18 protein-coding genes and 4 tRNA genes are annotated in these 24,140 nt (G+C 42.1%); 12 read left to right on the top strand and 10 right to left on the bottom strand.

The window, feature by feature from the left end:
* Positions 1–15 precede the first annotated feature (15 nt).
* The 9 genes from DUL71_RS24350 to DUL71_RS24300 all read left to right on the top strand — a co-directional run bounded on the left by DUL71_RS24350 (position 16) and on the right by DUL71_RS24300 (position 12,615).
* Positions 16–552 carry a hypothetical protein gene (locus tag DUL71_RS24350; RefSeq protein ID WP_114940477.1) on the top strand — a complete coding sequence of 179 codons (537 nt, stop codon included), beginning with the start codon at positions 16–18 and terminating at the stop codon, positions 550–552.
* 17 nt (positions 553–569) lie between these two features.
* Positions 570–1,337, top strand: a complete 768-nt coding sequence (locus tag DUL71_RS24345) for a DUF4397 domain-containing protein (RefSeq protein ID WP_114940476.1) — start codon at positions 570–572, stop codon at positions 1,335–1,337.
* A gap of 13 nt (positions 1,338–1,350) precedes the next feature.
* A complete protein-coding gene (locus DUL71_RS24340; RefSeq protein ID WP_114940475.1) occupies positions 1,351–3,822 on the top strand; it encodes a zinc-dependent metalloprotease in 2,472 nt (823 codons plus the stop codon).
* 119 nt (positions 3,823–3,941) lie between these two features.
* The gene (locus DUL71_RS24335; RefSeq protein ID WP_114940474.1) at positions 3,942–6,071 is read left to right on the top strand and encodes a TonB-dependent receptor; all 2,130 of its coding nucleotides are present in this window, start codon (positions 3,942–3,944) and stop codon (positions 6,069–6,071) included.
* A 737-nt stretch (positions 6,072–6,808) separates the two neighbouring features.
* Positions 6,809–7,084, top strand: a complete 276-nt coding sequence (locus DUL71_RS24325) for a hypothetical protein (protein WP_114940472.1) — start codon at positions 6,809–6,811, stop codon at positions 7,082–7,084.
* A gap of 42 nt (positions 7,085–7,126) precedes the next feature.
* A complete protein-coding gene (locus tag DUL71_RS24320) occupies positions 7,127–7,324 on the top strand; it encodes a hypothetical protein (RefSeq protein WP_114940471.1) in 198 nt (65 codons plus the stop codon).
* Positions 7,325–7,327: 3 nt separating this feature from the next.
* Positions 7,328–8,914: a Na+/H+ antiporter gene (locus tag DUL71_RS24315; RefSeq protein WP_114940470.1), complete on the top strand. Its 1,587-nt coding sequence runs from the start codon at positions 7,328–7,330 to the stop codon at positions 8,912–8,914.
* Positions 8,915–9,340: 426 nt separating this feature from the next.
* Complete coding sequence (locus DUL71_RS24305) at positions 9,341–9,808, top strand: hypothetical protein (protein ID WP_112575196.1); 468 nt, start codon at positions 9,341–9,343, stop codon at positions 9,806–9,808.
* Positions 9,809–10,176: 368 nt separating this feature from the next.
* A complete protein-coding gene (locus tag DUL71_RS24300) occupies positions 10,177–12,615 on the top strand; it encodes an outer membrane beta-barrel family protein (protein WP_114940559.1) in 2,439 nt (812 codons plus the stop codon).
* Positions 12,616–12,699: 84 nt separating this feature from the next.
* Here DUL71_RS24300 and DUL71_RS24295 read toward each other — a convergent pair.
* The 3 genes from DUL71_RS24295 to DUL71_RS24285 form a co-directional block, all read right to left on the bottom strand.
* Positions 12,700–12,772, bottom strand: a tRNA-Lys gene (locus DUL71_RS24295).
* 85 nt (positions 12,773–12,857) lie between these two features.
* Positions 12,858–12,930 (bottom strand) — tRNA-Lys (locus DUL71_RS24290).
* 132 nt (positions 12,931–13,062) lie between these two features.
* Positions 13,063–14,088, bottom strand: a complete 1,026-nt coding sequence (locus DUL71_RS24285; protein ID WP_114940468.1) for a WD40/YVTN/BNR-like repeat-containing protein — start codon at positions 14,086–14,088, stop codon at positions 13,063–13,065.
* Between the two features lie 141 nt (positions 14,089–14,229).
* On the opposite strand from DUL71_RS24285, the gene DUL71_RS24280 reads away from it, so the two are divergent.
* Together DUL71_RS24280 and DUL71_RS24275 are read left to right on the top strand one after the other, a co-directional pair.
* A tRNA-Leu gene (locus DUL71_RS24280) sits at positions 14,230–14,313 on the top strand.
* Between the two features lie 63 nt (positions 14,314–14,376).
* A tRNA-Leu gene (locus tag DUL71_RS24275) sits at positions 14,377–14,460 on the top strand.
* Positions 14,461–14,477: 17 nt separating this feature from the next.
* On the opposite strand, the gene DUL71_RS24270 is transcribed toward DUL71_RS24275, so the two are convergent.
* Positions 14,478–14,729: a hypothetical protein gene (locus tag DUL71_RS24270; protein WP_114940467.1), complete on the bottom strand. Its 252-nt coding sequence runs from the start codon at positions 14,727–14,729 to the stop codon at positions 14,478–14,480.
* A 138-nt stretch (positions 14,730–14,867) separates the two neighbouring features.
* Here DUL71_RS24270 and DUL71_RS24265 point away from each other — a divergent pair, with 138 nt between their 5' ends.
* Positions 14,868–15,740 carry a glycosyltransferase family protein gene (locus tag DUL71_RS24265; protein ID WP_114940466.1) on the top strand — a complete coding sequence of 291 codons (873 nt, stop codon included), beginning with the start codon at positions 14,868–14,870 and terminating at the stop codon, positions 15,738–15,740.
* Between the two features lie 150 nt (positions 15,741–15,890).
* On the opposite strand, the gene DUL71_RS24260 is transcribed toward DUL71_RS24265, so the two are convergent.
* The 6 genes from DUL71_RS24260 to DUL71_RS24230 all read right to left on the bottom strand — a co-directional run bounded on the left by DUL71_RS24260 (position 15,891) and on the right by DUL71_RS24230 (position 24,061).
* Complete coding sequence (locus DUL71_RS24260; RefSeq protein ID WP_154402471.1) at positions 15,891–18,458, bottom strand: GDSL-type esterase/lipase family protein; 2,568 nt, start codon at positions 18,456–18,458, stop codon at positions 15,891–15,893.
* On the bottom strand, positions 18,458–19,072 hold the full coding sequence (locus tag DUL71_RS24255) for a DUF6712 family protein (RefSeq protein WP_114940464.1): 615 nt from the start codon (positions 19,070–19,072) through the stop codon (positions 18,458–18,460). Before DUL71_RS24255 ends, DUL71_RS24260 begins: the two co-directional genes overlap by 1 nt.
* 166 nt (positions 19,073–19,238) lie before the next feature.
* A complete protein-coding gene (locus DUL71_RS24250) occupies positions 19,239–20,522 on the bottom strand; it encodes a hypothetical protein (protein ID WP_114940463.1) in 1,284 nt (427 codons plus the stop codon).
* A gap of 331 nt (positions 20,523–20,853) precedes the next feature.
* The gene (locus DUL71_RS24240; RefSeq protein ID WP_114940461.1) at positions 20,854–21,444 is read right to left on the bottom strand and encodes a hypothetical protein; all 591 of its coding nucleotides are present in this window, start codon (positions 21,442–21,444) and stop codon (positions 20,854–20,856) included.
* Between the two features lie 97 nt (positions 21,445–21,541).
* The gene (locus DUL71_RS24235) at positions 21,542–22,750 is read right to left on the bottom strand and encodes a hypothetical protein (protein ID WP_114940460.1); all 1,209 of its coding nucleotides are present in this window, start codon (positions 22,748–22,750) and stop codon (positions 21,542–21,544) included.
* A 111-nt stretch (positions 22,751–22,861) separates the two neighbouring features.
* A complete protein-coding gene (locus DUL71_RS24230; RefSeq protein WP_114940459.1) occupies positions 22,862–24,061 on the bottom strand; it encodes a head maturation protease, ClpP-related in 1,200 nt (399 codons plus the stop codon).
* Positions 24,062–24,140 lie beyond the last annotated feature (79 nt).

Below are 24,140 nucleotides of genomic sequence, written 5' to 3'. Positions count from 1 at the left end.
AATAAAAAGAAAAACATGAAAAAGATATATCAATACACATTACTTTTTGGTGCCGCGGTTATGCTGCTTACAAGTTGTACAAGCCCAAGCAGTGGGCCCGGCCGGAAAAAAATGCCCGAATTTACCGAACAGGGAGATGATTTTAGCAATATGCATTTATTTCAGTCTTCGCCCGGTCTTGATATGGGTAGCTCAAGGTTTGGGTTCAGCACCTCATTTACCTCAGTGGCCTTTAATGGCGGAGCGAAGGATTGTGCCGCCGTTACCGTTCCGGAATCTTTAGATCAGCAGGCCTTCGCTTTGATTGGCCTTTATAAACCCTTTGCGCCAACATTAATTGCCCAATGGTCAAAACAGCAAAATAACGGTATTGTAATTGATTTTTCGGATGGAACAGATCAGAAAAGGAGCGATTATATGATTGAAAGTAAAGGCAATCCGGATGTTCCTGTTATTGTACTTTGGAACGATAAATCGTCGAAACGGTTGGCAACTTACCTTGCGCAGCTATCGGATGTTCCCGGAATATCGCTGAAAACATTAAGTAAATAATCAATCCTTAATTGCATATGAAACGTACAAATTATTATGTATTGGGGCTTTTTGCTTTGATAGCATTATTCGTTTCCTGTAAGAAGACAGAAGATGTGGTGAAACCAACAAGCTCCATTACGGTGTATAATGGATTAACTGACGGTAGCGCAATTTTTGCCAATTTTTACAAAACCGGGAAGCTTAATTTTTCCAGTATCTTAAACGGGATACAGTCTGCATCTATAGGGGCCGGCACTTATATTTTGGAAAAAGGGGTTACATCAGGAACTATCCCAATTGACTTTTATGCTTATCCGGATAGTGCAAACGTGGCATTAAGTGTTACGCGCGACTATAAACCATCAGGAATGTATTCTATATTCATAGCAGGTACCAGGTCGGCTATCGACACATTGGTTACGGAAGATACTGTTCCGGTTTTGCCTTTATCGGATAGCCTGCTTTTGATCAGAACGGTAAACCTGTCTAATTTTCCGGTACCTGTATCTGTCAATATATTGGGTAAAACAACTCCTATACCCGGCTGTGAATCATTAAAATATAAAAAATCAACCGGCTTTTTGAAAGTAAGCGTGAAGCGTGCGGATGTGCCTGGAAATGACCTTACCCTTCAGATCAGGAATGCAACTACTGGTGCTTTGTTGACTTATACGGCATTTGCCTGGCGCTTCGTAGCCGGTTCAGAATCTTCAAGCTATATATCAAAGCCTGCTACCCTGATTATTACAAGCGCCGGAACTAACACGGTTGCCAAATTTATTTATCCTATAAAAACTAAATAGAACTTTAAAAAACATGAAAAACTATATCAAAAAGCTCCTCTTTTTAGGGTTGCTGGCATTAACTGCGCATTCTTCTTTCGGACAGACGGGAAGGGGCTGGCCATTTAACCTCTTTTCTAAAAAGGATACTGTAAAGAAAGATACGGTTGCAAAGGTTGTACCAAGACAGGCATTGAAGAGTTATGCATCGGTTATTACCAAAGCATTCAAAACACAGAACGGACTCTTTACAGTTCATAGTTCAAAGGATATCATTTATTTTGAAATACCTGATTCGCTTCTTAAACGCGACATTATGGTCATTAACAGATTAACTAAGGCACCCGCCGGGCTCGGTATGTATCCCGGTGAGGAACTGGATGAAAACACAATTCGGTTCGAAAAGACCCAGGACTCGAGCATCAGGATCCGATATCACCTGATAATAAATGAGGTAGATTCTGCCGACGCGATTTCCCGGGCTGTACGGGATGCCAGCGTAGACCCCGTTGCAATAAGTTTCCCTATTGTGTGTTACGGCAAGGATTCCAAGAGCTATGTAATTGATGCCTCCAAATTTCTGAAAGACAGGAGTATGGTTAATAACATAGACCAGAGTACACAGATTGCAAAAGGAGTTAATACCTTTTCAATGAAGGACTATCGTGTTGAATCAATTCATGTGTATCCGGAAAATGTTGAAATCAGCATCAGTAAAAACATGGATTCGAAACTGGTTCCGGCTACCACTCCGCAACTTACTGTAGAATCACATACTTCATTCATTGTTTTGCCACAGGTGCCAATGCGCCGCAGGCTTTCCGACCAACGCGTTGGATATTTTGTGGATAAGCATTTTTCATTTAACGATCAGCAGCAGCGTTCGGAAATTAAGAACTTCATTGTACGCTGGCGTTTGGAGCCTAAGCCCGAAGATGTAGAAAAATGGAAAAAAGGTGAGCTTGTTGAACCCAGTAAACCAATTGTGATTTACGTGGATCCGGCTACCCCCAAACAATGGCGCCCATATTTAGTGGCCGGGATCAATGATTGGCAGAAAGCATTTGAACAGGCAGGCTTCAAAAATGCCATTATCGGTAGGGAATGGCCTGAGAACGACACAACCATGCACATGGATGATGCTCGATATTCTATGATCAATTACTTCCCATCGGATGTAGCCAACGCCTACGGCCCCAATATCCATGATCCAAGAAGCGGGGAAATTATCCAGACTCATATCGGTTGGTATCACAATGTAATGAGCCTTTTGCATGATTGGTACATGGTGCAGGCTTCGGCAGTAGATCCGGCGGCCAGAACGCCAAAATTTGATGAAAAGCTGATGGGTGAGCTTGTACGATTCGTATCGAGCCATGAAGTAGGACATACACTTGGCCTCAGACATAATTTTGGTAGCAGTAGTCTTACCCCGGTAGATAGTCTTCGCAGCAACAGTTATCTTACTAAATACGGGCATACAGCAAGTATTATGGACTATGCCAGGTTTAATTATGTGGCACAGCCCGAAGATCATATCGAGCAGAAAAATCTTTTCCCGCGTATTGGCGACTATGACCGATGGGCGATAGAATGGGGCTATAAGTATAGCGGCGCAAATACCGAAGATGAGGATAAGAAGATCATGAACGGCTGGATCATGAATAAATCGGGCTCCGGAAAACGCACCTGGTATGGTGATGGCGAAACCCGTAAATGGGACCCTCGCTCCCAAACTGAAGATCTGGGCGATAATGCTATGAAAGCAAGCGCCTACGGCATTAAAAATCTGCAGCGTATTGTTCCCAACCTGGTAAACTGGACAAAAGGTGAAGGTGGGGTGAATAACAATCTTCTTACCATGTACAAAGCGGTTCAGTCACAATATTTCAACTACATGGGGCATGTGCTGAAAAATGTTGCCGGTCTTTACTATAACCCGAAGAGTGAGGAAGAAAAGGGGCTTGTTTACGTTCCGGTAAGCAGAAACCGCCAAATAGAGGCCCTGGCATTCTTTAATCAATATTTGTTTAAAACCCCCGAATGGCTTTTAGATAAATCAGTAATCGCGAGGATTGAGGCCCCGGCAGATCCCGATTTTATTTCGGATACGCAGATCAGGGTATTGAATACCCTGCTGGATTTTGGAACATTAGGCCGTATGCAGGCCCTGGTAAATAAATTTGGTACAAAAGCAGTTCCGGTGGATGATTTTGTGGCGGTTATACATAAAGGTATATGGAAAGAAATTGAGACAGACAAAGCAATAAAAGTAGATAAGTACAGAAGGAATCTTCAAAAGGCGTATCTGGGAAATCTCATTGCTATGTTGACCACAAAAGAATCGGAATCTGCCGAAAATGACGCGTTCTCAATCGTTAAAGCTGATCTGTACAAGCTTCAGGCGGAACTTAAGCGTGCTATCCCAAGATCCACAGATAAGTTGACCACCTATCACTTGCAGGATTTGGAAAGACGTATCGAATCAATGCTGAGACTAAGCTAAGCACCATAAAAATTTCTGGATAATCAAAATAACCCGGCCGATAAACGGCCGGGTTAAATAATACTGTCCGGAGTTTGAATATTATAGTGAAGAATTACAAATGTTTGTTGTGGGCAGTCATGCTATTCCCACTGTCGGCCAATTCTCAGGAAAAGCTTAGAACCATATATGGAAAAGTATCCGATGTGGAATTTAAGGCACTTTCTGGTGCTACCATAAAATTAAAAGGGAAGCAGATAGGCGCCTTTACGGATAGTCTTGGTTATTTTAAAGTAAACACTCGCTTTAGCGGAAAACACTGGTTGTTTTGCTCATCCATAGGTTTCAGAACAGATAGCGTTTTAGTCGATATCGGAAAGGATAGTACCCGGGCAGATTTCCAGTTAAAAACCACAAATAATGATTTAAGCGCTGTAAACATTGTGCTTAAACGAAAGATTGGTGAAGTACCGAGAACCTACACGCTCAACGAATATGATATTGTTACAACGGCCGGAGCTGTGGGCGATGTTTCGGCTGCGTTACAGACATTTCCAGGCGCGTCGCCTGCTGGAAATGAAACCGGACTTTTTATTCACGGAGGCACCTCGCAGGAAACCCAGGCCTTTTTTGATGGCATGCTGGTGAAAAACGCGTTTGGAAGCAGGTTGCCGGATGTGGCCAACAGAAGCCGTTTTTCGGCATTTCTGTTTGAACGAACAACTTTTACCGGCAGCGAAGGATACGGTGCCGAGTACGGCGAAGCGCTGTCGTCTGCTTTTATAATGGATACCAAGGGAATTCCCGGGGCGTCATCAACCGAGTTTTCGCTCCTTAGTCTTGGGGCTGGCGCCGCGCATACAGAACGTTTCAAAAATAGTTCGTTAATGGTTGGCGGCAATTATTATAATTTTGGACTAAATAATAGTGTAATTCCTCAAAATACATTATGGCGCGAAGATCCCCGGCAATACCAAACATCCACTCATTATAAATTAAGAACTAAAACAGGAGGCATGTTTAAGGTATACGCCGATTACAGTGATACCCGACTGGCTTTTGATATCAGAAACCCTAATAAAAATAGTTTTGATCTGTTAGGTAACACCAATAGGAACCTTTATCTGAATGCTACATATAGGGAATACCTTGGGGCAGATTGGAAGCTTTTTGCCGGGGTGGCCTATAACCGCACCCTGGAGAGTGGAAAAGTAAACGCTGATCCTTATAATCAAAATGATAATGCCTGGCATGAAAAAATTACATTGTCGAGAAGTTTTGCTAATAACAGTTTAATCACCGTAGGGGGAGAGCTGTTTCAAAACTCAAGGGCTGAGGGTTATGCCGGGATGTCTCGAAGTTATAGTGATGTGCTTTCTGCATTATTTGTTTCTGCCGACGTTTTTGTTAGCAAGGTTTTATCAGTACGATCTGGAATACGTGGAGAATATTCGGCCTATTTAAACAAGTATAACCTTTCGCCGCGGTTAGATCTTATCTTTTTTGCAGGCAGAAAAAGCAGCTTTACATTAAATTACGCTTCATATTATCAGAAACCGGATGATAGTTTTTTGGCCCAGACAGCTAAGCTTAAATATGAGGAATCGATCAATTATGCACTCTTGTATGAACTGAAAATCCCGCACAGAAATCTTAAGGCAGAAGTTTTTTATAAGGATTATAGAAATCTGACAAAGATCACAACTCCGGTGTTTTCAGGATTTCAGGCGTATGGTCCCCCTGTGGTTATTTACGACTTTAATAATCAGGGAAGCGGATATTCGCGCGGCTTTGATTTGTTATGGCGGGATCAAAGTTTTGCCGTTGGCGAATACTATGTTTCTTACTCTTACCTTGACACCAAGCGCAACTATATCGATTACCCTGTTGCCGGCAGGCCTCCATTCGCGCCCGAGCATGTGCTTAATATAGTGGGACGAAAATACATAACAGGATCTAATATCCAGGTTAGTGGGACGTATACTTTCAGCAGTGGAAGAACCTATTTTAATCCGCTGAATCCCGTGTTTCTGTCAGATAAGACCAGGGATTTCAATAATCTAAGCCTTGGCCTGAGCTATATACCCCCAATGAAAAAGAATTTTGCCGTGTTTAACATCACTTTTGCCAATGTACCTGGTTTTAATCAGGTATATGGCTACCGGTACAGCTATGACGGAGGCAGAAGTGAGGCGATACTACCACCAAGCAAAAGGGGCATTCTGATCAGTTTCTTGCTCAATATAGGAGATGGACAGTTTAACCATTAAGGAAATATATCAAGCCGCCTCTAATTAAACATATCATAAAAATAAAATCAGTTTTAGTTAACCAAACCTTTCCAAATTTTCAGTATTGAATTAGTTAGTTGATTATGTTGTGCGCAGACGGCGAATGCCGCTGCGCTCTTTTTTTAGTATTTAGAAATGTGACTTTGGTAGCTTGCCTGCCTGGCGCGAGATGAAGATACATTTGCCAGCGTTGCAGATGTATAACGCAATGCGGGAGCCGGAACTGGTAAATTGATCAAATATTCTGTTATATTTGTATATATGTCAAAAGGCTTGAAGCTATTTTTCGGAATACTAACTGTGTTTATCCTCTCAGGATTAACAGTCAAGTCTTATGCCGCCCCAGCTCCAACTACTCACTCATTTACCCTGAAAGCGGCAGCCCTAAAGGATGCCGGGCAATCAGCGCAGGAGCTTTGTGGTGAGGTACTACACACAGGGTTTAATTTTCAGCAGCAGCTGAATTATTCGCCGGATTTACATGCGGAGGCTGTTATAATACAGCGGGCTAATGTCCAATACCCGGTGCCCGCCAGCGCGCCCCAAATTTCATCTATATATAAGATTCTGTATTACAGGTTTCTCCTGTACCCTTTTCATGCCTTCTGGTAGTCATTGATATTTTCTGTGTATTAACGTTTATATTTTTATGATAAACGCTAATGCTGTTTAGCCTTAATTTATTGATTAATTTATTACCGCATTAACCTGGCGTTATGAAAAGAAATTTGAAAAGGAAATTTCATGCACAAGTAGCGGTCATGCTGAAAAGGGAACTTCGGGAAGAAGCTGAAGTTTATTTCCAGGATATGATCATTAAAGTCAAGATGCCCTTAGCTGCAATCGAGTCCAGGCTGGGCGCGATCCTGCTGCAAATACAACGACTGGTAGAAAAGTATTTTCCCGAAAGACAGGAGGATATCGCTTTGCTGATCAGAGATGGTGGCAGCCGCTATGAAAATGTTTTCAAGATCTGGAAGCCGGTGGCTTAAGGATCTTGAAAACCCTGATTTTTTACTATAAAAGGAATACCAATGAATAAGCAATATTTAACGGCAGGAACGTTGCTGCGTTATATCGGAAAACCATTTGAAGGACTTGATCCGCGATCGCCTCAAGCCAAATTTCTTGGCTATGACAGCAATGGCTGGACCGGAATCTGGATTGACTATCAAGGACAGATTCGCTTCGTTTCTTTATCGGATGTTGAAGTTGACCACTCAATAAATTAACACATGATACAAGACCATTTGCTTGTTGTGCTTGCCCTGTTGTTCACTACATCCATGCTGGCATTGCTTAGTAACAAACTAAACGTGTCGTACCCGATACTGTTAGTTCTTGCTGGATTAGTGATCAGCTTTATACCGGGCGTTCCCGTGGTAAAGATGGATCCCAATATTATATTTGCGGTGTTCCTGCCGCCGTTGTTATATTCGGCTGCATGGAACACCTCCTGGGCCGAGTTCTGGCGGCTGCGCCGTCCGATAGGGTTACTGGCTTTTGGGCTGGTCATCTTTACGGCTACTGCTATTGCTTTTTTTGCGCATTGGCTTATTCCTGATTGTTCGCTGGCGCTCGGTTTTTTGCTGGGTGGTATAATTTCACCACCCGATGCTGTTGCAGCGGCGTCCGTATTTAAGGACCTGATGGTGCCCAGCCGGATAGTTGCCATATTGGAAGGAGAGAGTCTGGTTAATGATGCATCAAGTCTTATCGTTTTCCGCTTTGCGCTTGTAGCGATCTTTACCGGGCAATTTACTTTTTGGCAGGCAACGGGTAGTTTCTTTTCTGTGGTTATCATGGGCGTATTGATTGGCCTGGCGATAGCGCATGTGGTTTATGCTATCCACCGGTTTTTGCCAACCACACCAAGCATTGATACGGCGCTGACGCTTATTGCTCCGTATCTCATGTACCTTTTGGCAGAGCATTTTCATTTTTCGGGCGTACTGGCGGTTGTTAGCGGAGGTCTGTTTTTATCCTTCTGTTCATCTGATATTTTTTCTTATGACTCACGCCTGCAAACAATTACGGTATGGAATGTGGCTATCTTTTTATTAAATGGTGTGGTATTCATCATGATTGGCCTGCAATTACCCGGTATTATCCATGGAATTGAGCATTATTCTTTGTCCGACTGTATTGTTTTCGCAGTCGCGATTAGTGTGTTGTCGATAATTGTCAGGCTGATCTGGGTTTTTCCTTCGGCTTATTTGCCGCGACTGTTTAGCCGCCGGATTGTAGAAAAGGAGGGACCGCTTAGTTGGAAACCGGTGTTTGTTATTGGATGGAGCGGGATGCGGGGAGTAGTTTCGCTTGCATCGGCGCTTGCCATTCCGCTGACGCTCGCAGATGGGACTGCTTTCCCGCACCGTAACCTGATCCTGTTTATCACTTTCGCGGTTATACTTTTTACGCTTGTGCTTCAGGGCTTAAGCCTGCCGCTGTTATTGCGCGTGCTTAAACTGGAAGTTATCGAAAATGATGCCAGCCAGGAGCAGCAGATCAGGCATCGTTTAGCCACAGCTGTCATCGCCTATCTTGACGATAATTGCAGCCATGAGATAGAAGCTAAACCGCTGTTTCGCCGTGTAAAAGAAAAATACGAGCGCATGGCCGAGATAGCCGAAAAACAATTAAACGGTGAAGAACAAACACCTTCCTTTATACACGATTACCGGCAAATGTTGCTGGAGATTATTGAGGTTAGGCGCGGAGAGTTAAAAAAGATGCACCGAAACAAGGAGTTTGCTGATCACTTGATCCGGGCCAGGGAGCGCGAACTGGATCTTGAGGAGGCGAGGACCCGGAAAAATTAATTTTTAAGATGTTTTACAGATTATTTAAACTGCTTACGGTAACCGGTTTGCTATACTTAGCTTTTACAGCGAAGACTGGCACTGGTATGGAGAAAACTCACGTACCAGGACATATTGTAAAACAGCACTTTCATATCCAATTTGAAAGTCTTGCGGAGGAAGCCTCTCTGGCTTCTATTTTAATTAGGGAGGCCCCGCCAACTCATTTTATTTCGCATCCGGCCTGCGTTGCAGATCAACTTGCCAATCTGTTTAGTGTTCCTGAGGCCGCACGTTCATGTAACATAATCTTGCGCAATTGTCAAATACCTCGCAGGATTCTGCTGCTGCTCTTTCCCTTCCATGTTTTTTGGTGATATCACTAAGTTTTCCGCTATAATCAACGAAGCGTACGGCTTCTTTTAAACTTATTTAGAAAATTTTAGTATGACTCATATTTTAGAAAACTCCCTGATTGCAGGTGGGTTGGTGACGCTTTTTAGCGTACCGTTTTATATTATTGCCAAACGCTCAAAGCAGAAGCAGCAGAAATTGTTGGAAGATAGATTACTGCGTAAAGCGGCCGACCTCAGCCTTGAGCTTACCAGGTATGAAACCCTTAGCAATAAGATCATAGGCTGGGCCAAGCCAAGTAAAATATTGTTACTGACCCATGTTTCACAATCTGAAGTTGAAGTATATAACCTGACAAAAGCCGTGCGGACTTATGTGCTGAAGACCATGAACGGCACTTCGGTACGTTCAATTTCATTGCAGATAGCCGATGCGCAAAACAGGGTGCTCGATACTCTTCCCTTTTATCAACAATTTCAGGATAATGAAATGAAACTGAAACAATTTGAAAAACAGGCGAAGGATTGGGAAACATTGCTCAATTCTTATTTGGGGCGATAAAGAAAGCCTTCCCTTATCCGGGAAGGCTTTTTTATTATAAGTATGAGTTCGTGATTTTTGGATATTCATTAAGAACGGTATTTACTTAAATTAAAACCTGCAATAGTTACTTATGGCATTCGGCAAAAAGCTGTCAGTAATTTAGCAGAGAATATAATAGACCAACTTTGGGTTTTATTTAACATGCCAGCTTTGATCAAATTGGCGGTGATAGGATGATTTAAATTTTTATTTCGGTTAGGTGTAACAAATTCATTTGGGATGCAGTCCTATGTTTATAGTACTATGTATTGCATGGTATTATGGATTGTAATTTGATTTGGAGCGGTTCCAAAATTTATGTCAAACATTTTACCTATCACATCATCATGAAACTAAAATTGTTACTCGCTATCTTATTTTTAATCATTATGCTCCCTGCATTAGGGCAGAAAGCGCAGACATTATTCGCAATAAGCGGAATTGCGACAGATTCGATATCCAAACAACCGATTGGTTATGTAACCGTAAACCTGCGTAATGAAACAAAGCAATTGGTGCGCACGGCTGTGACCAAAACTGATGGGACATTCAGGTTTGAAAAACTGTCATCTGGAAAATATTCCCTTTCAGTGGTTAGTGTCGGTTTTAACACAAAAACACTGCCTGTTGACTTAACAGAAAACACGAAACCTTCCATAAACCTGGGCAGCATAGCTATCAGTGAGCAAACTACGCAGCTTAAAACGGTAGCTATAACCGCCGACAAGCCTATCATTAAACAGGAGATTGATAAACTCACGTACGACTTAAAATCCGACCCCGACAGCAAAAGTAGTAGTGTGCTGGAGATGATGCGCAAAGTACCTTTATTAAGTGTAGACGGCGACGATAATATCCTTTTGAAGGGAAATAGTGGTTACAGGATATTTGTTAACGGCAAACCATCGAGTATGATGGAGCGCGATCCGAAAAATATCCTCAAAAGTATGCCTGCTTCAACCATTCAAAGCATCGAGGTAATTACCAATCCTTCGTCTAAATATGATGCCGAAGGGTTGGCGGGTATTATCAACATAGTAACGAATAAGAAAGTAAGCAACGGGTACAATGGTACACTAAACCTTAGCCATGTATTCCCGGTTGGTGGTCCCAGATTGGGCGGGTCATTTTCATCTAAACAGGGTAAGCTGGAGATATCGAGCTATTTTGGCGGGAATATTTCTAATTCGCCCGAAGTACGGAGTTCTATTGCCAGGCTTACCACCGGGAGTGATCCTACTAATCTTAGCCAAAATAATACTGCAGAATGGGATGGTAAAAATGGCTATGCGGAAGTCGGGATCAGTTATGAAATAGACAGCCTTAACCTTATTTCGGGGCAATTCAATGTTAATGGAAATAACCAGGACGGCGTCAATACGCAAAATTCCGTTTTGAACCAAGCAGGCGATATGGTTCAGCAATACGACCTGTACAATAATAATACCTCGGGCGGCAGGGGCCTTAATGTAGGTTTGAATTACCAACTGGGTTTTAAAAGTAGCAAGCAAAGATTGCTCACATTTTCTTATCAGTATTATACATTCAACAACAGGCAGAATGCGGCACTGACGGCATCAAACCGCGTGAACTATACCACGCCCGATTACCTGCAACATAATGAAGACGAATCGTCCGAACAGACTTTTCAGATAGATTACGTACAACCTGTAAAGAAGTTGACTATCGAAATGGGGCTAAAAGCAATTATGCGTGATAATAAGAGTGATTATCAATATCTAGGATATGATGCCGTAACGGGCGGTTTTGAAACAGATCCATCGAGAAGTAATAAATTCAACAATAGGCAAAATGTATTGGGAGCATACAACACTTATAGCTACACTTTGCAGAATTGGAGTTTTAAGGCCGGTGCAAGAATAGAAGAGACGCTGATTGATGCTGATTTTATTTCTACTTCATCGCAGCTGAACAAAAACTTTTTTAATATAGTGCCTTCGGTAAGTATAAATAAACGGTTTAAAAGTGCTGGTACGATTAACCTTGGGTTTTCACAAAGAATACAGCGCCCGGGTATATATCAGCTAAATCCCTTTGTTGACCGCTCGAACCCAAACTTCGAATCGTCGGGAAACCCTAATCTTAGGCCGGCGGTTTCCAATAGTATCCAGTTGAGTTACAGCAGAACGCAAAAGGCTTCATTGAACCTGATGCTGGGCTACAATTATTTTAATGACCTGATCATGCCTGTTGTGATTTTTGATCCGGCCACAAATATCACCCGCAACAGTTTTGATAATACCGGCAAGGCTCGTCTTTTTACCTTCAATGGCAATATTAATTACCCCATTACCAAAAAATGGAGCTCTTCGTTTAACGGAAGAATTGCGCATGGTCGAGTGCAGGGTATAGTAAATGGCCTGTTGGTAAAAAACCAGGGCTTTATGTATGGGGCATCGTTAAACAGCGGCTATAATTTTGAACAGGGTTGGCGTGTTAGCACCAACGTGTTTTTGAATGGTCCTAATCTTTCTATCCAGGGTACCTCAAACCCTTATGCCAGTGTATCGTTAACTGTTAATAAGGATGTAGTGAAGGATAAACTTTCGTTTTCGGCCACAGTAAACAACCCTTTCAGTAAATACCGGAATAACGTACGGAGTTCATTCGGCCCCGACTTTACTCAAACCAATATTAACTACACCTATTTTAGAGGTTTTACTGCCAGTCTGAATTACCGCTTTGGTAAGTTGAAGGACGCAGTGAAAAAAAATAAACGCGGTATTAGTAACGATGATATTCAGGGAGCGCCTTCTGGAAATTAAGCGAATAACCTATCCGATCCCAATTATGTACGTGATTTTAATTTGGATATAAATAAGAAAAGCCTTCGTTTGAAGGCTTTTCTGTGATCCCGCTGGGACTCGAACCCAGGACCCCAACATTAAAAGTGTTATGCTCTACCGGCTGAGCTACGGAATCATTCTTTAAACTTCTCGCTATTAAAGCGAAGCTGTTAAAGGCAGCTTTTATTTTTAAAAAGAAAAGCCTTTTTTTGAAGGCTTTGTGATCCCGCTGGGACTCGAACCCAGGACCCCAACATTAAAAGTGTTATGCTCTACCGGCTGAGCTACGGAATCATTCTTTAAACTTCTTCGTTCCGATTATCGTTTCCGTTTAAAGTGGTGCAAATATAGGGTTCTTAATTATACCCTGCAAGCTATTTTTTAAATTAATGTAAAGCTTTTTTTAAGCTATTAATAACCAGTAAACTATAATTTCAGAATGCCTAATTTACCGCCGTTCCCAGCTAATAACACAAGTTTTCCGTGCTTGGCTTTGCGACAAACGTTAAAACTTGTGCCGTCAATCTGCTTCCAAGTCCTTCCGCCATCAACACTTATGTTGCTTCCAGGCGTTCCGGTTGATAGGAATATATCTGATTTTATGTGTTCAACAGATGATTGAAAACCTGCCGGGCCTGTTTGTGGCGATGTGAAACTTGGAGTAGGGTGGGAGGAGGTGTAGATAGTCGCAGCCGAATCTGTTTTTTTATCTTGAGCATAATCACCACCAACTACAATTCCTTGATTTTGGCCTATTGATAATGAAAAGGCACCCTCGCTGCTTTGGCCATGAGTGATGGGTAGATTTGAATACTGCCATGAGTTGGCATTAGGTTTTAACGAAATAAGTCTTGCTCTTTTTCCTCCGGAAACAATATATATCGCTCCTTTATCCGATACTCTGAGGCAAGTTCCACTTGCGGCAAATGCGGCTTCGCCGGCTAAAGCATTCGGAGGATTATTAGCTTCACTCCATGTTTCGCCGCCGTCTTTGGTTTCCAATAATAAAAATTTGTTGTTGATGGGATCGCCTAAAATATAACCATGGAGCTTGTCTGCAAAATCCATGGCATCTAAAAAATAGGTTGTATCAGTTTTCTTGTATTTTTCCTGCCAGGTTTTCCCGCCGTCTATTGTTTTTAAAATGAAGGAAGGGGAACCTGCACTCATGATCACCGCTTCCTTGTCGTTAAAAGCTTCGATGTCCCGGAAGTCGGATTTTTCATAGCCTTTTATTTGCTGCCAGTTCCAGGTTTTACCGCCATCTTCAGTTTTGGCGATGTATCCCTTACTGCCGCTTATCCATGCTGTTTTATCATTAACAACAGATAAACCACGAATACTTGTAGGCTTATCTTGCTGTAAAATGTCAATTGTTTGTGCTTTTAAACCGGAATTAAATGATAGAGAACAAAATAAAATGCCTGAAATAAAAACGCGACTTAGCTTCATTTAATTTGATATAAAGTGTTTTATGAAAACCTAAGTTATCTCTTAAACGAGCGTTTAACAACATAATTTTGATTTTTTAATTTATTAAGTTGCAATTTGCCGGAAACGATTATATTTGCACGCTTGTTAATAAAACGATAAGCCCGGATGGCGAAATTGGTAAACGTTGCGGTCTCAGAAGCCGTTGAGAATTGTCTCTTGAGAGTTCGAGTCTCTCTTCGGGCACGCCTTTTTTAAGTAAGGAAAAATTGAAATGTGAGAATTGAAAGATTCTCACATTTTTTAAAAGCCCAGGTGGCGAAATTGGTAGACGCACCATCTTGAGGGGGTGGCATTCGTAAGGATGTACGAGTTCGAATCTCGTTCTGGGCACACCTAAAACGCAATATTTAAGATTTCTTTCCCTCTTTTAATCCCTGAACTTCCTGTTGAAGTACGTTCACCTGCCCTTCAAGCACTTTTAACCTGATCTCGTTAATTCGGCTTTGTGTTTCCTGCGATGAGCGGATATCTTTTATATCGCCTTTGAGCTGGAAATAGCCCGTCATAACGGATACAACAATACTTATAGTGCTCGCAATAGTTACAATCATATTTTTTATGGTGATGCCTCTGATTTCTCTGTGTTCAAATGTTGTCATGGTGGGTGTTGGTGGTATACGAAGGCTGATTTTGGGTTTTTGTAGGTTAATTGAGTTTGTTTTCTATTCCATATGATGATGATCACTGCTATTAATACTGCTTTTATTACTTTTGGTAGATATTAAGGATAGATCTAAATGAGAAAAGCACTTATTACTTTAGCAATAGGCGAAAAATTTGAGCAATTATTTAACGAATATTGTAGGGCAAATTGGCAGCAGTACTGCGATTTGTTCGACTTTGAGCTAATTGTTATTACCAATGCTTTAGATAAATCCGAGCTTGCAAATACAAGGTCTCCTTCGTGGCAGAAGCTATTAATCCTTTCACAACCCTGGTCATTGGAATACGACCGAATAGTTTGGGTTGACAGTGATGTTGTCATTAATTGTGAATATGCATCTGATATAACGCAGGGTGTCCCCCTTGATAAAGTGGGCTGTGTGGATCAATATTCGATGCCTACTCCTGACATTTTCAAATTATCTCTCGAAAGGCTTTATAAATCGTGGGATAAAAACAATATAAAGTATTTAAGCAATCTATCCGCAGGTTCCTACTATTCTAATCGTGGTATACCTGGCGATGATCTTAACCACGTAATTCAGGCTGGCATATTTGTATGTTCACCTAAATTTCATAAGGAGATTTTTGAAAAAGTTTATTATCAGTATGATGATAAGAGCGGTGGCGGTAACTATGAAAATCCGGCACTTTCATACGAGCTGTTACGAGCAAACTTAGTCTTTTGGTTGCCGTGCAGATTTAATTTCTGTGTCATTAATATTATTTCAGCATTTTATCCGCATATTCTTCACGAAAGAAAAAGTGTTTTTTTTGAATTTTACAGTAGGGTCGTTCGAAAACTTACCGGTAAACACGCGGAACAAAAAGCAAGCAAAGAAAAGATCGACTGCTTAAAAAATATATACGATTTGTCAATATTTATGCACTTCGCTTCATGTTCCGAGTTAATGCCCAAAATGAAAGAGGCTTTGATTTTATCGTAATTGTAGCATTAAACTGTATTTTTTCTAAATTAATGCGCAAATAAATCGCTTCATGTTATTTCTCTACAAGCTATGATGATTTAGTCTTAAATTATTGCCGAAATCATACCCAGGATTTTCCAATGAAGTAAGCGAGTGTAAATTTAACGCTTATGCTAAGGTCACCTGTTTCCATGCTTGCCAAGAGCCATAACCTACGCGTACACGTTCATCCGTTGTCGTGTCATAAGATGACAATGTTTGCTTAATTAAACCAATACTTGTTTTATGAGTTATCAACATCCCATTTATAGGCCAACCATCACTGGCAGTAACAAAATCGGTACAGATTCCAATGGGAAACGCGGTAGGTAATTTAGCAATTGTTATTCCTCCGGGTGTTCCATCATAAATTAGTGGGGGCGTTACGGCTTGTAATTGTACCCATTCCTGGTAAATGCCATTGTATCCGTTTCTTATATAAATTCTAGTCGCTTGGTCGTATGGCATCAGATATTGCGAAATCATGCCAATGCTGTTTTTGTGAGTCGTGAGAAGCCCTTTTATGGGGTATCCATCATCCGAAAGTACAAAGTCATAATTAACACCGATATTAAAATGAGAAAAGGCAGCCATGTTTGTAATACCAGTCTGTGTATTTTCGGTAAATGGCAGTTTTCTAAAATACTCGGGATACAAAACCTTAAAGATAGCGTCAGATATCCAAGCATAGAATACATCTTTGGGATGGATTAAATTCAGTGTTGTGGCATCGGTTGAATTAATATAATCCTGGCCATTTTTGCTATCCTGCCACATCCCATAAATATCCATAAAACAGCATTGATACTTACGAGCTAGCACCCGCAAACCGCTGTTAACAGCTTCATTAAATATTTGCCCTTTATGGCCTGAAGTATCATCCGTGGTTGTATTTTGTGATTGTAAAATGATAGTCAGCTTATCTCGTGTAAAATTAGCATTTGCTCTAATTGTCGAAAGTCCAGTATCTAAATTCTCAATGAATTGGTCGGCCGTGAGACTTATGGTATCATTCACCCCCCAACGGATTATATATACATCAGGGTTAAGTGCTAAATCGTTAGTCAAATAAGTACTAAGCCAATCCGTAGTTCCCTTACCTCCAACAGCATTATTTGTATACGTCACACCTCCCTGTATTTGATATCGCAATGTTAACATATGGAGGATATTTTCAATGCGAAAAGAAGCGTTAGATGTTCCATCACCGGCAGTAGTGCTATCACCCGTCAATATTACTTTTGTTGCTGTTCCACTAATTAGCTTTTTGTGAAAGGATGATAAATACTCTTCTCCAAATATCCTTTGATATTTATCTGCATAGGAGTTAATTTGCTGTTTTTGGTTTGGAGTTTGTTTTAATATTCTTACGTCTCCTTCGATTTGACACCCATAATCATTAACCATATTTGTAACAAGAAAATCTCCGTTATCAAATACCCTTTTGTTTGCCAGCAATGCTGCATTGACAGCCACCGTATCATCCGTTACCCCATCACCTACCGCTCCATAATCACCCCGAAAAGATTTTATTTGACCTGATGGTTCGGATGAACCGCTACCCCCACTACCCGAAGGCGGATTAATCCAATGCAAATCGCCATCAGCATTACTATTTTTTGCTAATATCTGTCCGCTTGCACCTCCTGTCGGAATCTTGAATAAGCCGGTAATTTGAGCCTGAAGTTTACCAAGGGCCTGTAAGATTGTATCAGTTGCAGTAATTGCTGTAGTAGCACTAAAACCTATGCCCGTTAATACAGATGTCAATACTCGTGAGACTGTAAAATATTTATTCGTTGTGCCTTCAGGCACCGCATCGGTAGTCCCAGGTGAGGCGACAATTTGAATATAAGCCGAACCACTCCAACGATACTCATTGTTAGTATCAGTGGTTATGTATATTTTTCCGGCTTCGCCGTTTGCGGGTAGCGAGGCATAGTTGGCAGCTTCCAGCACATCATCAACATAGCTGGGAAGCTGCGCGGCCGCAATTTTCCCGCTTCCATCTAAACCAGCGTAGCCATTCGGTGTGTTTTTATTATCGGTTTCTTCAAATTGTACACCTGAAATTATCAGGGAGATCCCGGGGCCCCAGGCACCGGCGCTTTTGGGGCCAAATAAAAAGTAAGAAGACGTATTAATGTAAAAATCACCATCGGCGCCCAGGTTGTTGGATGGGTTGGCTGTGCCGTTTAATACGGTTTTGCCATTACTGCCGTTGGTACCATTTGTTCCGCTTGTACCTTGGGGACCTTGCGGCCCGGTTTGCATGGAAAATACCTGGCTCCAGGTACCTCCGGATTTTTTGTAAAAAATCCCGCTTACTGTGTTTATAAAAGTATCACCGTTACTACCTGTCGCGGTACTTGGATTAGTAGTGCCATATAATACAGTGGTATCAGCGGTACCTCCTGAGGCTATGGTATAAACAACCGTCCAAATGCCGGCTATTTTTTGAGCGAAGGATCCGGCAGTCGTGTTTATAAACACATCTCCATTTTTACCGCTAACATTTTGCGGCAGCACAGGGCCAAAAGTTAAGTTGGCACCGGCATTTAATCCTGAATTAATAAATTGCAGTAGGGCTGCAAAATCAAACTGATAGTCGGCATTATTACTAATCAGGATTGATTTGTCGGAGGCATTTATAGTTTCTGCTACTGGAAGTTCGCTTATTTTTTTATCGTTTGCCATCAGTTTAAAAAATCGATTATTGGTAAGTTGTAATTGTTAATTGTACCAGGGTAATTAAAATCAGTTTTGTCGATACCACGGATCCTCGGACCCGATTGGCGACTGCTTTTATTTTTTTCATTATAGTGCCAAAGCGGAAAGTTTTCCTGGTTATCTCTTAAAAATCTTTCAATATCATTGGCGTAGGCATTGGCGATACTGCGTTGCTGCTGCACCAGTTTTGTTATCTCTGGCGATGAAAGCGCATTGCCATTATCGTGTTGCTTAATAACCGGTCCGGAAGCCGTATAGTGTATGGCATCGTTTTCAATAAAGCGGGCAAAAGTGAAATAGACCAGGGCAGGAGCAAGTCCCTCATATAAAACAATTCGACCGTATTCGTCCAGATACTCGCATCCGTTTAAAAGGTCTTTGTAAGCCCGTGGCGCATCTTCCTTTATAGTGCCATCGTCGTTGCAATAAGCTATCAGTTGGTAATATAAAGCATAACCTAACAATGGTTTTAAGTCGAGTTCCTGCGCTTTTTTAATAAATACTTTGAGGCGCTCGGGTTTAATATTTACGTTGATATCCTCGTATTGCTGAAATATGGTTTGATTGATTAAATAGATCATAGCATGCCCTCCTAACTCTCGTTGTGCGAGTTGAAAATGTGTTGTTCATAATGATGTTTATTGAAATGCCAGTTGGAATAATAGTCTTAAGTACGAAGTCTCAAGTCAGATTTTCTTCTTTTAATATTTAGAACTCACGACTTAGAACTAAAGACTTATGATTTAATCACAGGCACATTGCTTCAGCTTCGACTTGTTTAAAGCCGTATGCATATACCAGGGCAGCTATTTTACTTTCACGGGGAAGGGTAGATTGCAAGAGTTCATTGATTGCCTTTCCCGCTTTAACGCCCGGATTGTCATCGGCTGCTATAGCTGTTACCGGTAAAATGTTCCAGTTTTTACCGGGGTTTACGTCTTTGTAAAACCGACTGAAAATTTCGGCTAATGTTTCCGATAGCTCAAGCCTGTCTGCAGCTGTATTATCATTGAACTCTAAAATGGCTTGCTTCTTTTCGCTGCCGTTGCTTAATCCTGATGATTTTTCGGCATTGATCAGTTCTTTGGGAACCGAAAAGCCTTTAATGATCCGCGCTTCGACAGATCGTTCGGTGGTTTCAAAAAGCTTGTCGTTATTTTGAATAGGATAGGCTTTAAACTCGGGCTTCGAACTTTCATCTTCGTATTCAATAACAATAATTTTTTGCGCGCTTTTGGCTCCCTGAAATGCACCAAGGTCTTTTTCAAGTTGCGAAGGTATATTGATACCGGGGTACGTATCAGCATCGGGCCTGATATTTTCAGCTTCCTCGCGTCGCGACTGCATAAAAAGCATGGTTGATGGCAGGAAACCGGTTGTTACTTCCCTGTTATTGAAGATTTTGATCCCCGCCTCAGTTTCAAAATCTTCCCATACCGAATCAGCCTCAATCAATGGATAATCATCAACTTCCGGGTTGAAATAAAACAACTGCCCTTTGTAGTGTTCCCATCCGCCAGCCCTACACACCTGTTCGCTGATTACTTCCGGACTGGTATCATATTTGTCTAAAAAGGTCACCTTGCTGCGCATGATGTTTTTCCAGGTTTTGCGGCCCCAGTCGGAGTACAAGGCAAATTTATCGGCAGTTTCCGGATTGTCGGTATCGCCCATGCGAATATCCTCGAACTTCACATAACTCACCGATGTGATCCTGAAATCGGCATTATAGTTTACATGTATACCGAAGCCTGTAAACAACGCTTTGTCTGTCGCCAGCGCTTTTAATAATTTAGCAATGGTTAAGCCCCTTGCGTTGATAATCTGCTTTCCCACATCCTTTTCTTCAAATCCGTTACCCGCAATGAATTTTGTCCGCTTGTTCCAGCAATCTTTTGCCGTTGGTGATCCGGCAACCAGCTCAAGCATGCGCTGCGGGTAAGCATTGTCCAGGTCATAATTAAGGATGCCGTACGTTTGATTGGGCCTTACCAGTATTCGCCGTTCAATTTGCGGGAGATAAGTTTTCATATCGAACCTCCTTTATCCGAAGCCTCATCTGTAGTCACTTTGCGCTTATAGTCAGTATGTTTGATAGCTCCCCCTTCGGGGGCTGGGGGGCAAATAGTTTTGCAATATGTGGGAATCGCTGCAAATACCATTCTGCTTCTTCGTCGCTCAAATTATCATTACAATGCACAGCTGCCGAACCGGGGGCGAACTGATGGAGCCCGGGTTTCAGGGTGTATTTTTTTGTTATTGTGTCATTAGTCATTAGGTCATTAGTTTTAGGTTTAAAAAAAAAGCTTTTAATGGTCATTAGCCATTATTAAAATGACTAATGACCTCATGACACAATGAATTATGCCGTAACAACCAGCGCTTCGATAGCTGCTATAGTACTTGCATAGGTGGCTGTGCCAGATGTAGGAGCGATAGAAACCGCGCGTGGAGGATAAGGCTCTTTCATCTTGTCGGGATTGGTAAGTTTTAATTTGTAACCACCGTCTAACGACTCATCAGCAGCGTTACGTTCGGCATCGGTGAGGATCAATCCGTTTACCGCACCAAAAAGCTCAATTGCCGAATCGCTGGATTTATAGTTGTTAACTGCTATGGCACGTACACGACCATATCCCATGGCCATAAGCTGAGCCTTAACCTCAACAGACAGGCCTGCGATGTTGAAATCTATCTCTTCGGTATAGCGGGGCCCAACCTGGGTTTTAGTCAGTTTTGACGTAGTATTGAAGCTGTTGTTGGTGCCTTCAAATTTGTAAACTTTAGCATTGCTTACAGCCGTTAAGCCTTTAACAATTAGCGGATTGGTTGTATCGTAAGTGAGCACGATATCATCTGCATTAAAGATATAGATCACGTCCTCGATACCCGAGGTGATAGGTTCATCTGTGCCAAGGCTGAAACCGGTATTTATTTTATTATAAATTGACATGTTATTTGGGTTGATTAAGTTAAATGGTTGATTATGTTGATTGGGTTGTCTTCATAAGTAAATAACTACTCACTTAATCAACCCAATCAACAACTCACTATGCCGACAGGTAAAACAATTCGTTGGCAAATTTGAAGTTTACCGCGGCTTTCATACGGGCTTTCATACGCACCACGTTATCATTGGTATAAGGTTTCAGGTAAACGGTTGATAGTTCGGAAGCATCACCTAACAGATCCACGCCAAGAAACAGGTTTGATGATCTTGCGCCTAAAATGGTATTGGCTTGCCAATGGTTCATGATCTGTAGCGGAATACCCAGGTAGTCCATCTTTTTCATATCGGTGAAGGCATTGATAACGTTGAGTGCTTTGTTGGCCTGGGCCTGGGCATATGCATATCCCACATGTAACGGGATCTGTAAGTTAAAATCCTCCTGAATCCTGTCGGCTGGATCAAGTTGGGCATAAACACTGCCCAGTACCTGCAATACATTACTTACGTTAATGTAATTTACTGTAGCTGCAGTAGCAGTGCCCGTAAAAGTTGCCGGTTTTCGGCTGTTAACTTCGTTGTAGTTGCGCAACAGTTTAAATGAAGTAGCGCTTGCAATCTGAATAAAGTATGATTGCCCCTGGATAGCAATGCCCGGTGCACCGTTTGTGGTGTCCTTACTGGTACCGGTTACACCGGTAATGGTAACAACGTCGCCATCGGCAAGGGTAGATGTATCAGCCACGGTTACAATACCGTTGGCGTCAATTGCTGTTGCTGCTAATGAAGTGGCAGGTTTGCTTAAGCCTACTTTGTAAACGCCGGAGGCAGCAGCGATTGAAGGTAATAGACCAGGGAAATCGGCGGTAAAGGCTGCTTCTTTTGTAGCACTTTTGCCAAGCCAGTACAGGCGTTCATTGGCGATCTGGATTTTGGTTAAATAGCGCTGCACCATAAAGTCTGATAGGTCAACCACGCCTTCATAATCCATAAAGGCTCCCGGTTTCAGGGCCTGGGCCTCCCAGCTTTGGGCAAGTTTGTCCCACTGTTCCTGTTTCATGAATTCGTAAACTACAGGGTCAAGATAGCTTTCAGTTTGGTGAGCAGTTGTTCCCTGATCCGTGAATATGCCCGAAGGGTTTTGCAATACAACGTCATCGTCTACATCAAGGATTACCTTGCGGGCCTTTACGTCGTTAATCACTGTGAGCAGTCCACGTTTAACCGAATCAGCTTCGAGTAATGTGCTTGCCATAAATCCTGCCAGCGCTTCGCCGGCATAGGTGTTGTTTGTAAATGTAAATTGAGCCATAAGTTTAGCTCCCCGCCCCCTAAAGGGGGAGCTTTTGATGTTTTAAACGCATAGGGATAGTGGGAAAGGGTTAATGAATTTTGATAAGGTTTAGGTTGGTGAAGAGGATAATTAAGATGCAATCGCTTTTTTGACAGCGTTTTTAGCAATCTCGGTTTGTGGCGCAAAGAACGGTGCCGGTTCTGAATGGGCTTTGTTACTTCGTTTTGAGCTCTCGGGTGTAAAGGTCGACTTGATTTCGTTTTTTACCTCGGCGCGTGTTTTTTGCAGGCGGTTATTTGCATCTTCAAGCGCGGTACGGGCCTCCGTTAATAACGCATTTTGCGCATGTAATCGGGCTTTTAGTTGTTGCATGCGGTTTTGTACGTCGGTAGGTTTGGTTGATTTTAATTTGCTTTCGGGCAAATCTTCGTCTTCATCTTCCGCTGAGGGAGCTTTTTCTGGATCTGCTGGCGCTACGCTATTGATCTTGCCATGTTTTATGTCCAGTTGCTTACCATCGGCGCAAGTATAAATATCACTTATGGCAGGAGTGGTCATGTCCTCGTCCTGGTAAACTTCGGCGCCTTCTTCAATCTGTCCTGTGTGATGTAGTGTGCCTTTATCGGTAATAGTTTGCTTGTTTACCACTTTTTTAAAAAAGTTCATGATCTTGTCTAATACCGAAGTGGTTTTCTCGATAAGTTCTTTGTTTTCGATGTTCATGCTGTTATTGTTTATGTTTAAGATTTTGTTAATGCATCGCTGGTAAATGGCAGGCGCTGTGCTGGTATAATTTTTTATGAGGGCGCTGTTAGTTATTTCTGTGCCATAATCTTCTATTTGATCGATAAAGCCCAGGTCAAGGGCCTGGTCGGCTGTCATCCAGGTGACGGAATTGATCAAACTGTTCACAGTAGTTCCGTCCAATCCTGATTTGTCCATATAGATCTGCGCCAGCCGCTCCTGAACTACATTTAACATCTGCACATCTTTTAAAAGCTCATCTGCATTGCCGCCTGTGCCAACCATTGGTTTGTGGATCATGAGCAACGCGTATTTGCTCATGATTATTTGGCCGCCGCCCATTGCGACAACTGAAGCGGCAGAGGCTGCCAAAGCATCAATATAAGTAGTGACCTTGCCAGGGTGTTTTTTTAGCAGATCATAAATGGCGATGGCATCAAAAGCGCTGCCGCCTACCGAGCTGATGTGCACTTCAACATCAGCTCCGGCTGCTGCCTCAAGCTGGGTTTGGATGTAGGCTGATGATAAATTACCCGAACCAATGCAAGCGGTTTCGGTATCGTATAAATAAATTTTGTAGCTCATATTGGTGTTGTTTTTTGTCCGAAAGTCGGGAAGTTAGAAAGTCCGGAAGAAGGACTGGGTTTGTTAATTAGCTTGAAAT

It is taken from the genome of Mucilaginibacter endophyticus, assembly GCF_003351025.1.
Classification (GTDB): domain Bacteria; phylum Bacteroidota; class Bacteroidia; order Sphingobacteriales; family Sphingobacteriaceae; genus Mucilaginibacter; species Mucilaginibacter endophyticus.
The sequence above is the reverse complement of the archived record's forward strand: the minus strand, read 5'-3'. Positions and strand labels throughout refer to the sequence as shown.

Bases quoted from the DNA above. Each gene is read 5' to 3' on its own strand.
- DUL71_RS24345 (WP_114940476.1), top strand. From the start codon at position 570: ATGAAACGTACAAATTATTATGTATTGGGGCTTTTTGCTTTGATAGCA.
- DUL71_RS24265 (WP_114940466.1), top strand. From the start codon at position 14,868: ATGAGAAAAGCACTTATTACTTTAGCAATAGGCGAAAAATTTGAGCAA.
- DUL71_RS24240 (WP_114940461.1), bottom strand. From the start codon at position 21,444: ATGTCAATTTATAATAAAATAAATACCGGTTTCAGCCTTGGCACAGAT.
- DUL71_RS24260 (WP_154402471.1), bottom strand. From the start codon at position 18,458: ATGGCAAACGATAAAAAAATAAGCGAACTTCCAGTAGCAGAAACTATA.
- DUL71_RS24350 (WP_114940477.1), top strand. From the start codon at position 16: ATGAAAAAGATATATCAATACACATTACTTTTTGGTGCCGCGGTTATG.
- DUL71_RS24230 (WP_114940459.1), bottom strand. From the start codon at position 24,061: ATGAGCTACAAAATTTATTTATACGATACCGAAACCGCTTGCATTGGT.
- DUL71_RS24315 (WP_114940470.1), top strand. From the start codon at position 7,328: ATGATACAAGACCATTTGCTTGTTGTGCTTGCCCTGTTGTTCACTACA.
- DUL71_RS24255 (WP_114940464.1), bottom strand. From the start codon at position 19,072: ATGATCTATTTAATCAATCAAACCATATTTCAGCAATACGAGGATATC.
- DUL71_RS24270 (WP_114940467.1), bottom strand. From the start codon at position 14,729: ATGACAACATTTGAACACAGAGAAATCAGAGGCATCACCATAAAAAAT.
- DUL71_RS24235 (WP_114940460.1), bottom strand. From the start codon at position 22,750: ATGGCTCAATTTACATTTACAAACAACACCTATGCCGGCGAAGCGCTG.
- DUL71_RS24335 (WP_114940474.1), top strand. From the start codon at position 3,942: ATGCTATTCCCACTGTCGGCCAATTCTCAGGAAAAGCTTAGAACCATA.
- DUL71_RS24300 (WP_114940559.1), top strand. From the start codon at position 10,177: ATGAAACTAAAATTGTTACTCGCTATCTTATTTTTAATCATTATGCTC.
- DUL71_RS24285 (WP_114940468.1), bottom strand. From the start codon at position 14,088: ATGAAGCTAAGTCGCGTTTTTATTTCAGGCATTTTATTTTGTTCTCTA.
- DUL71_RS24340 (WP_114940475.1), top strand. From the start codon at position 1,351: ATGAAAAACTATATCAAAAAGCTCCTCTTTTTAGGGTTGCTGGCATTA.
- DUL71_RS24305 (WP_112575196.1), top strand. From the start codon at position 9,341: ATGACTCATATTTTAGAAAACTCCCTGATTGCAGGTGGGTTGGTGACG.
- DUL71_RS24325 (WP_114940472.1), top strand. From the start codon at position 6,809: ATGAAAAGAAATTTGAAAAGGAAATTTCATGCACAAGTAGCGGTCATG.
- DUL71_RS24250 (WP_114940463.1), bottom strand. From the start codon at position 20,522: ATGAAAACTTATCTCCCGCAAATTGAACGGCGAATACTGGTAAGGCCC.
- DUL71_RS24320 (WP_114940471.1), top strand. From the start codon at position 7,127: ATGAATAAGCAATATTTAACGGCAGGAACGTTGCTGCGTTATATCGGA.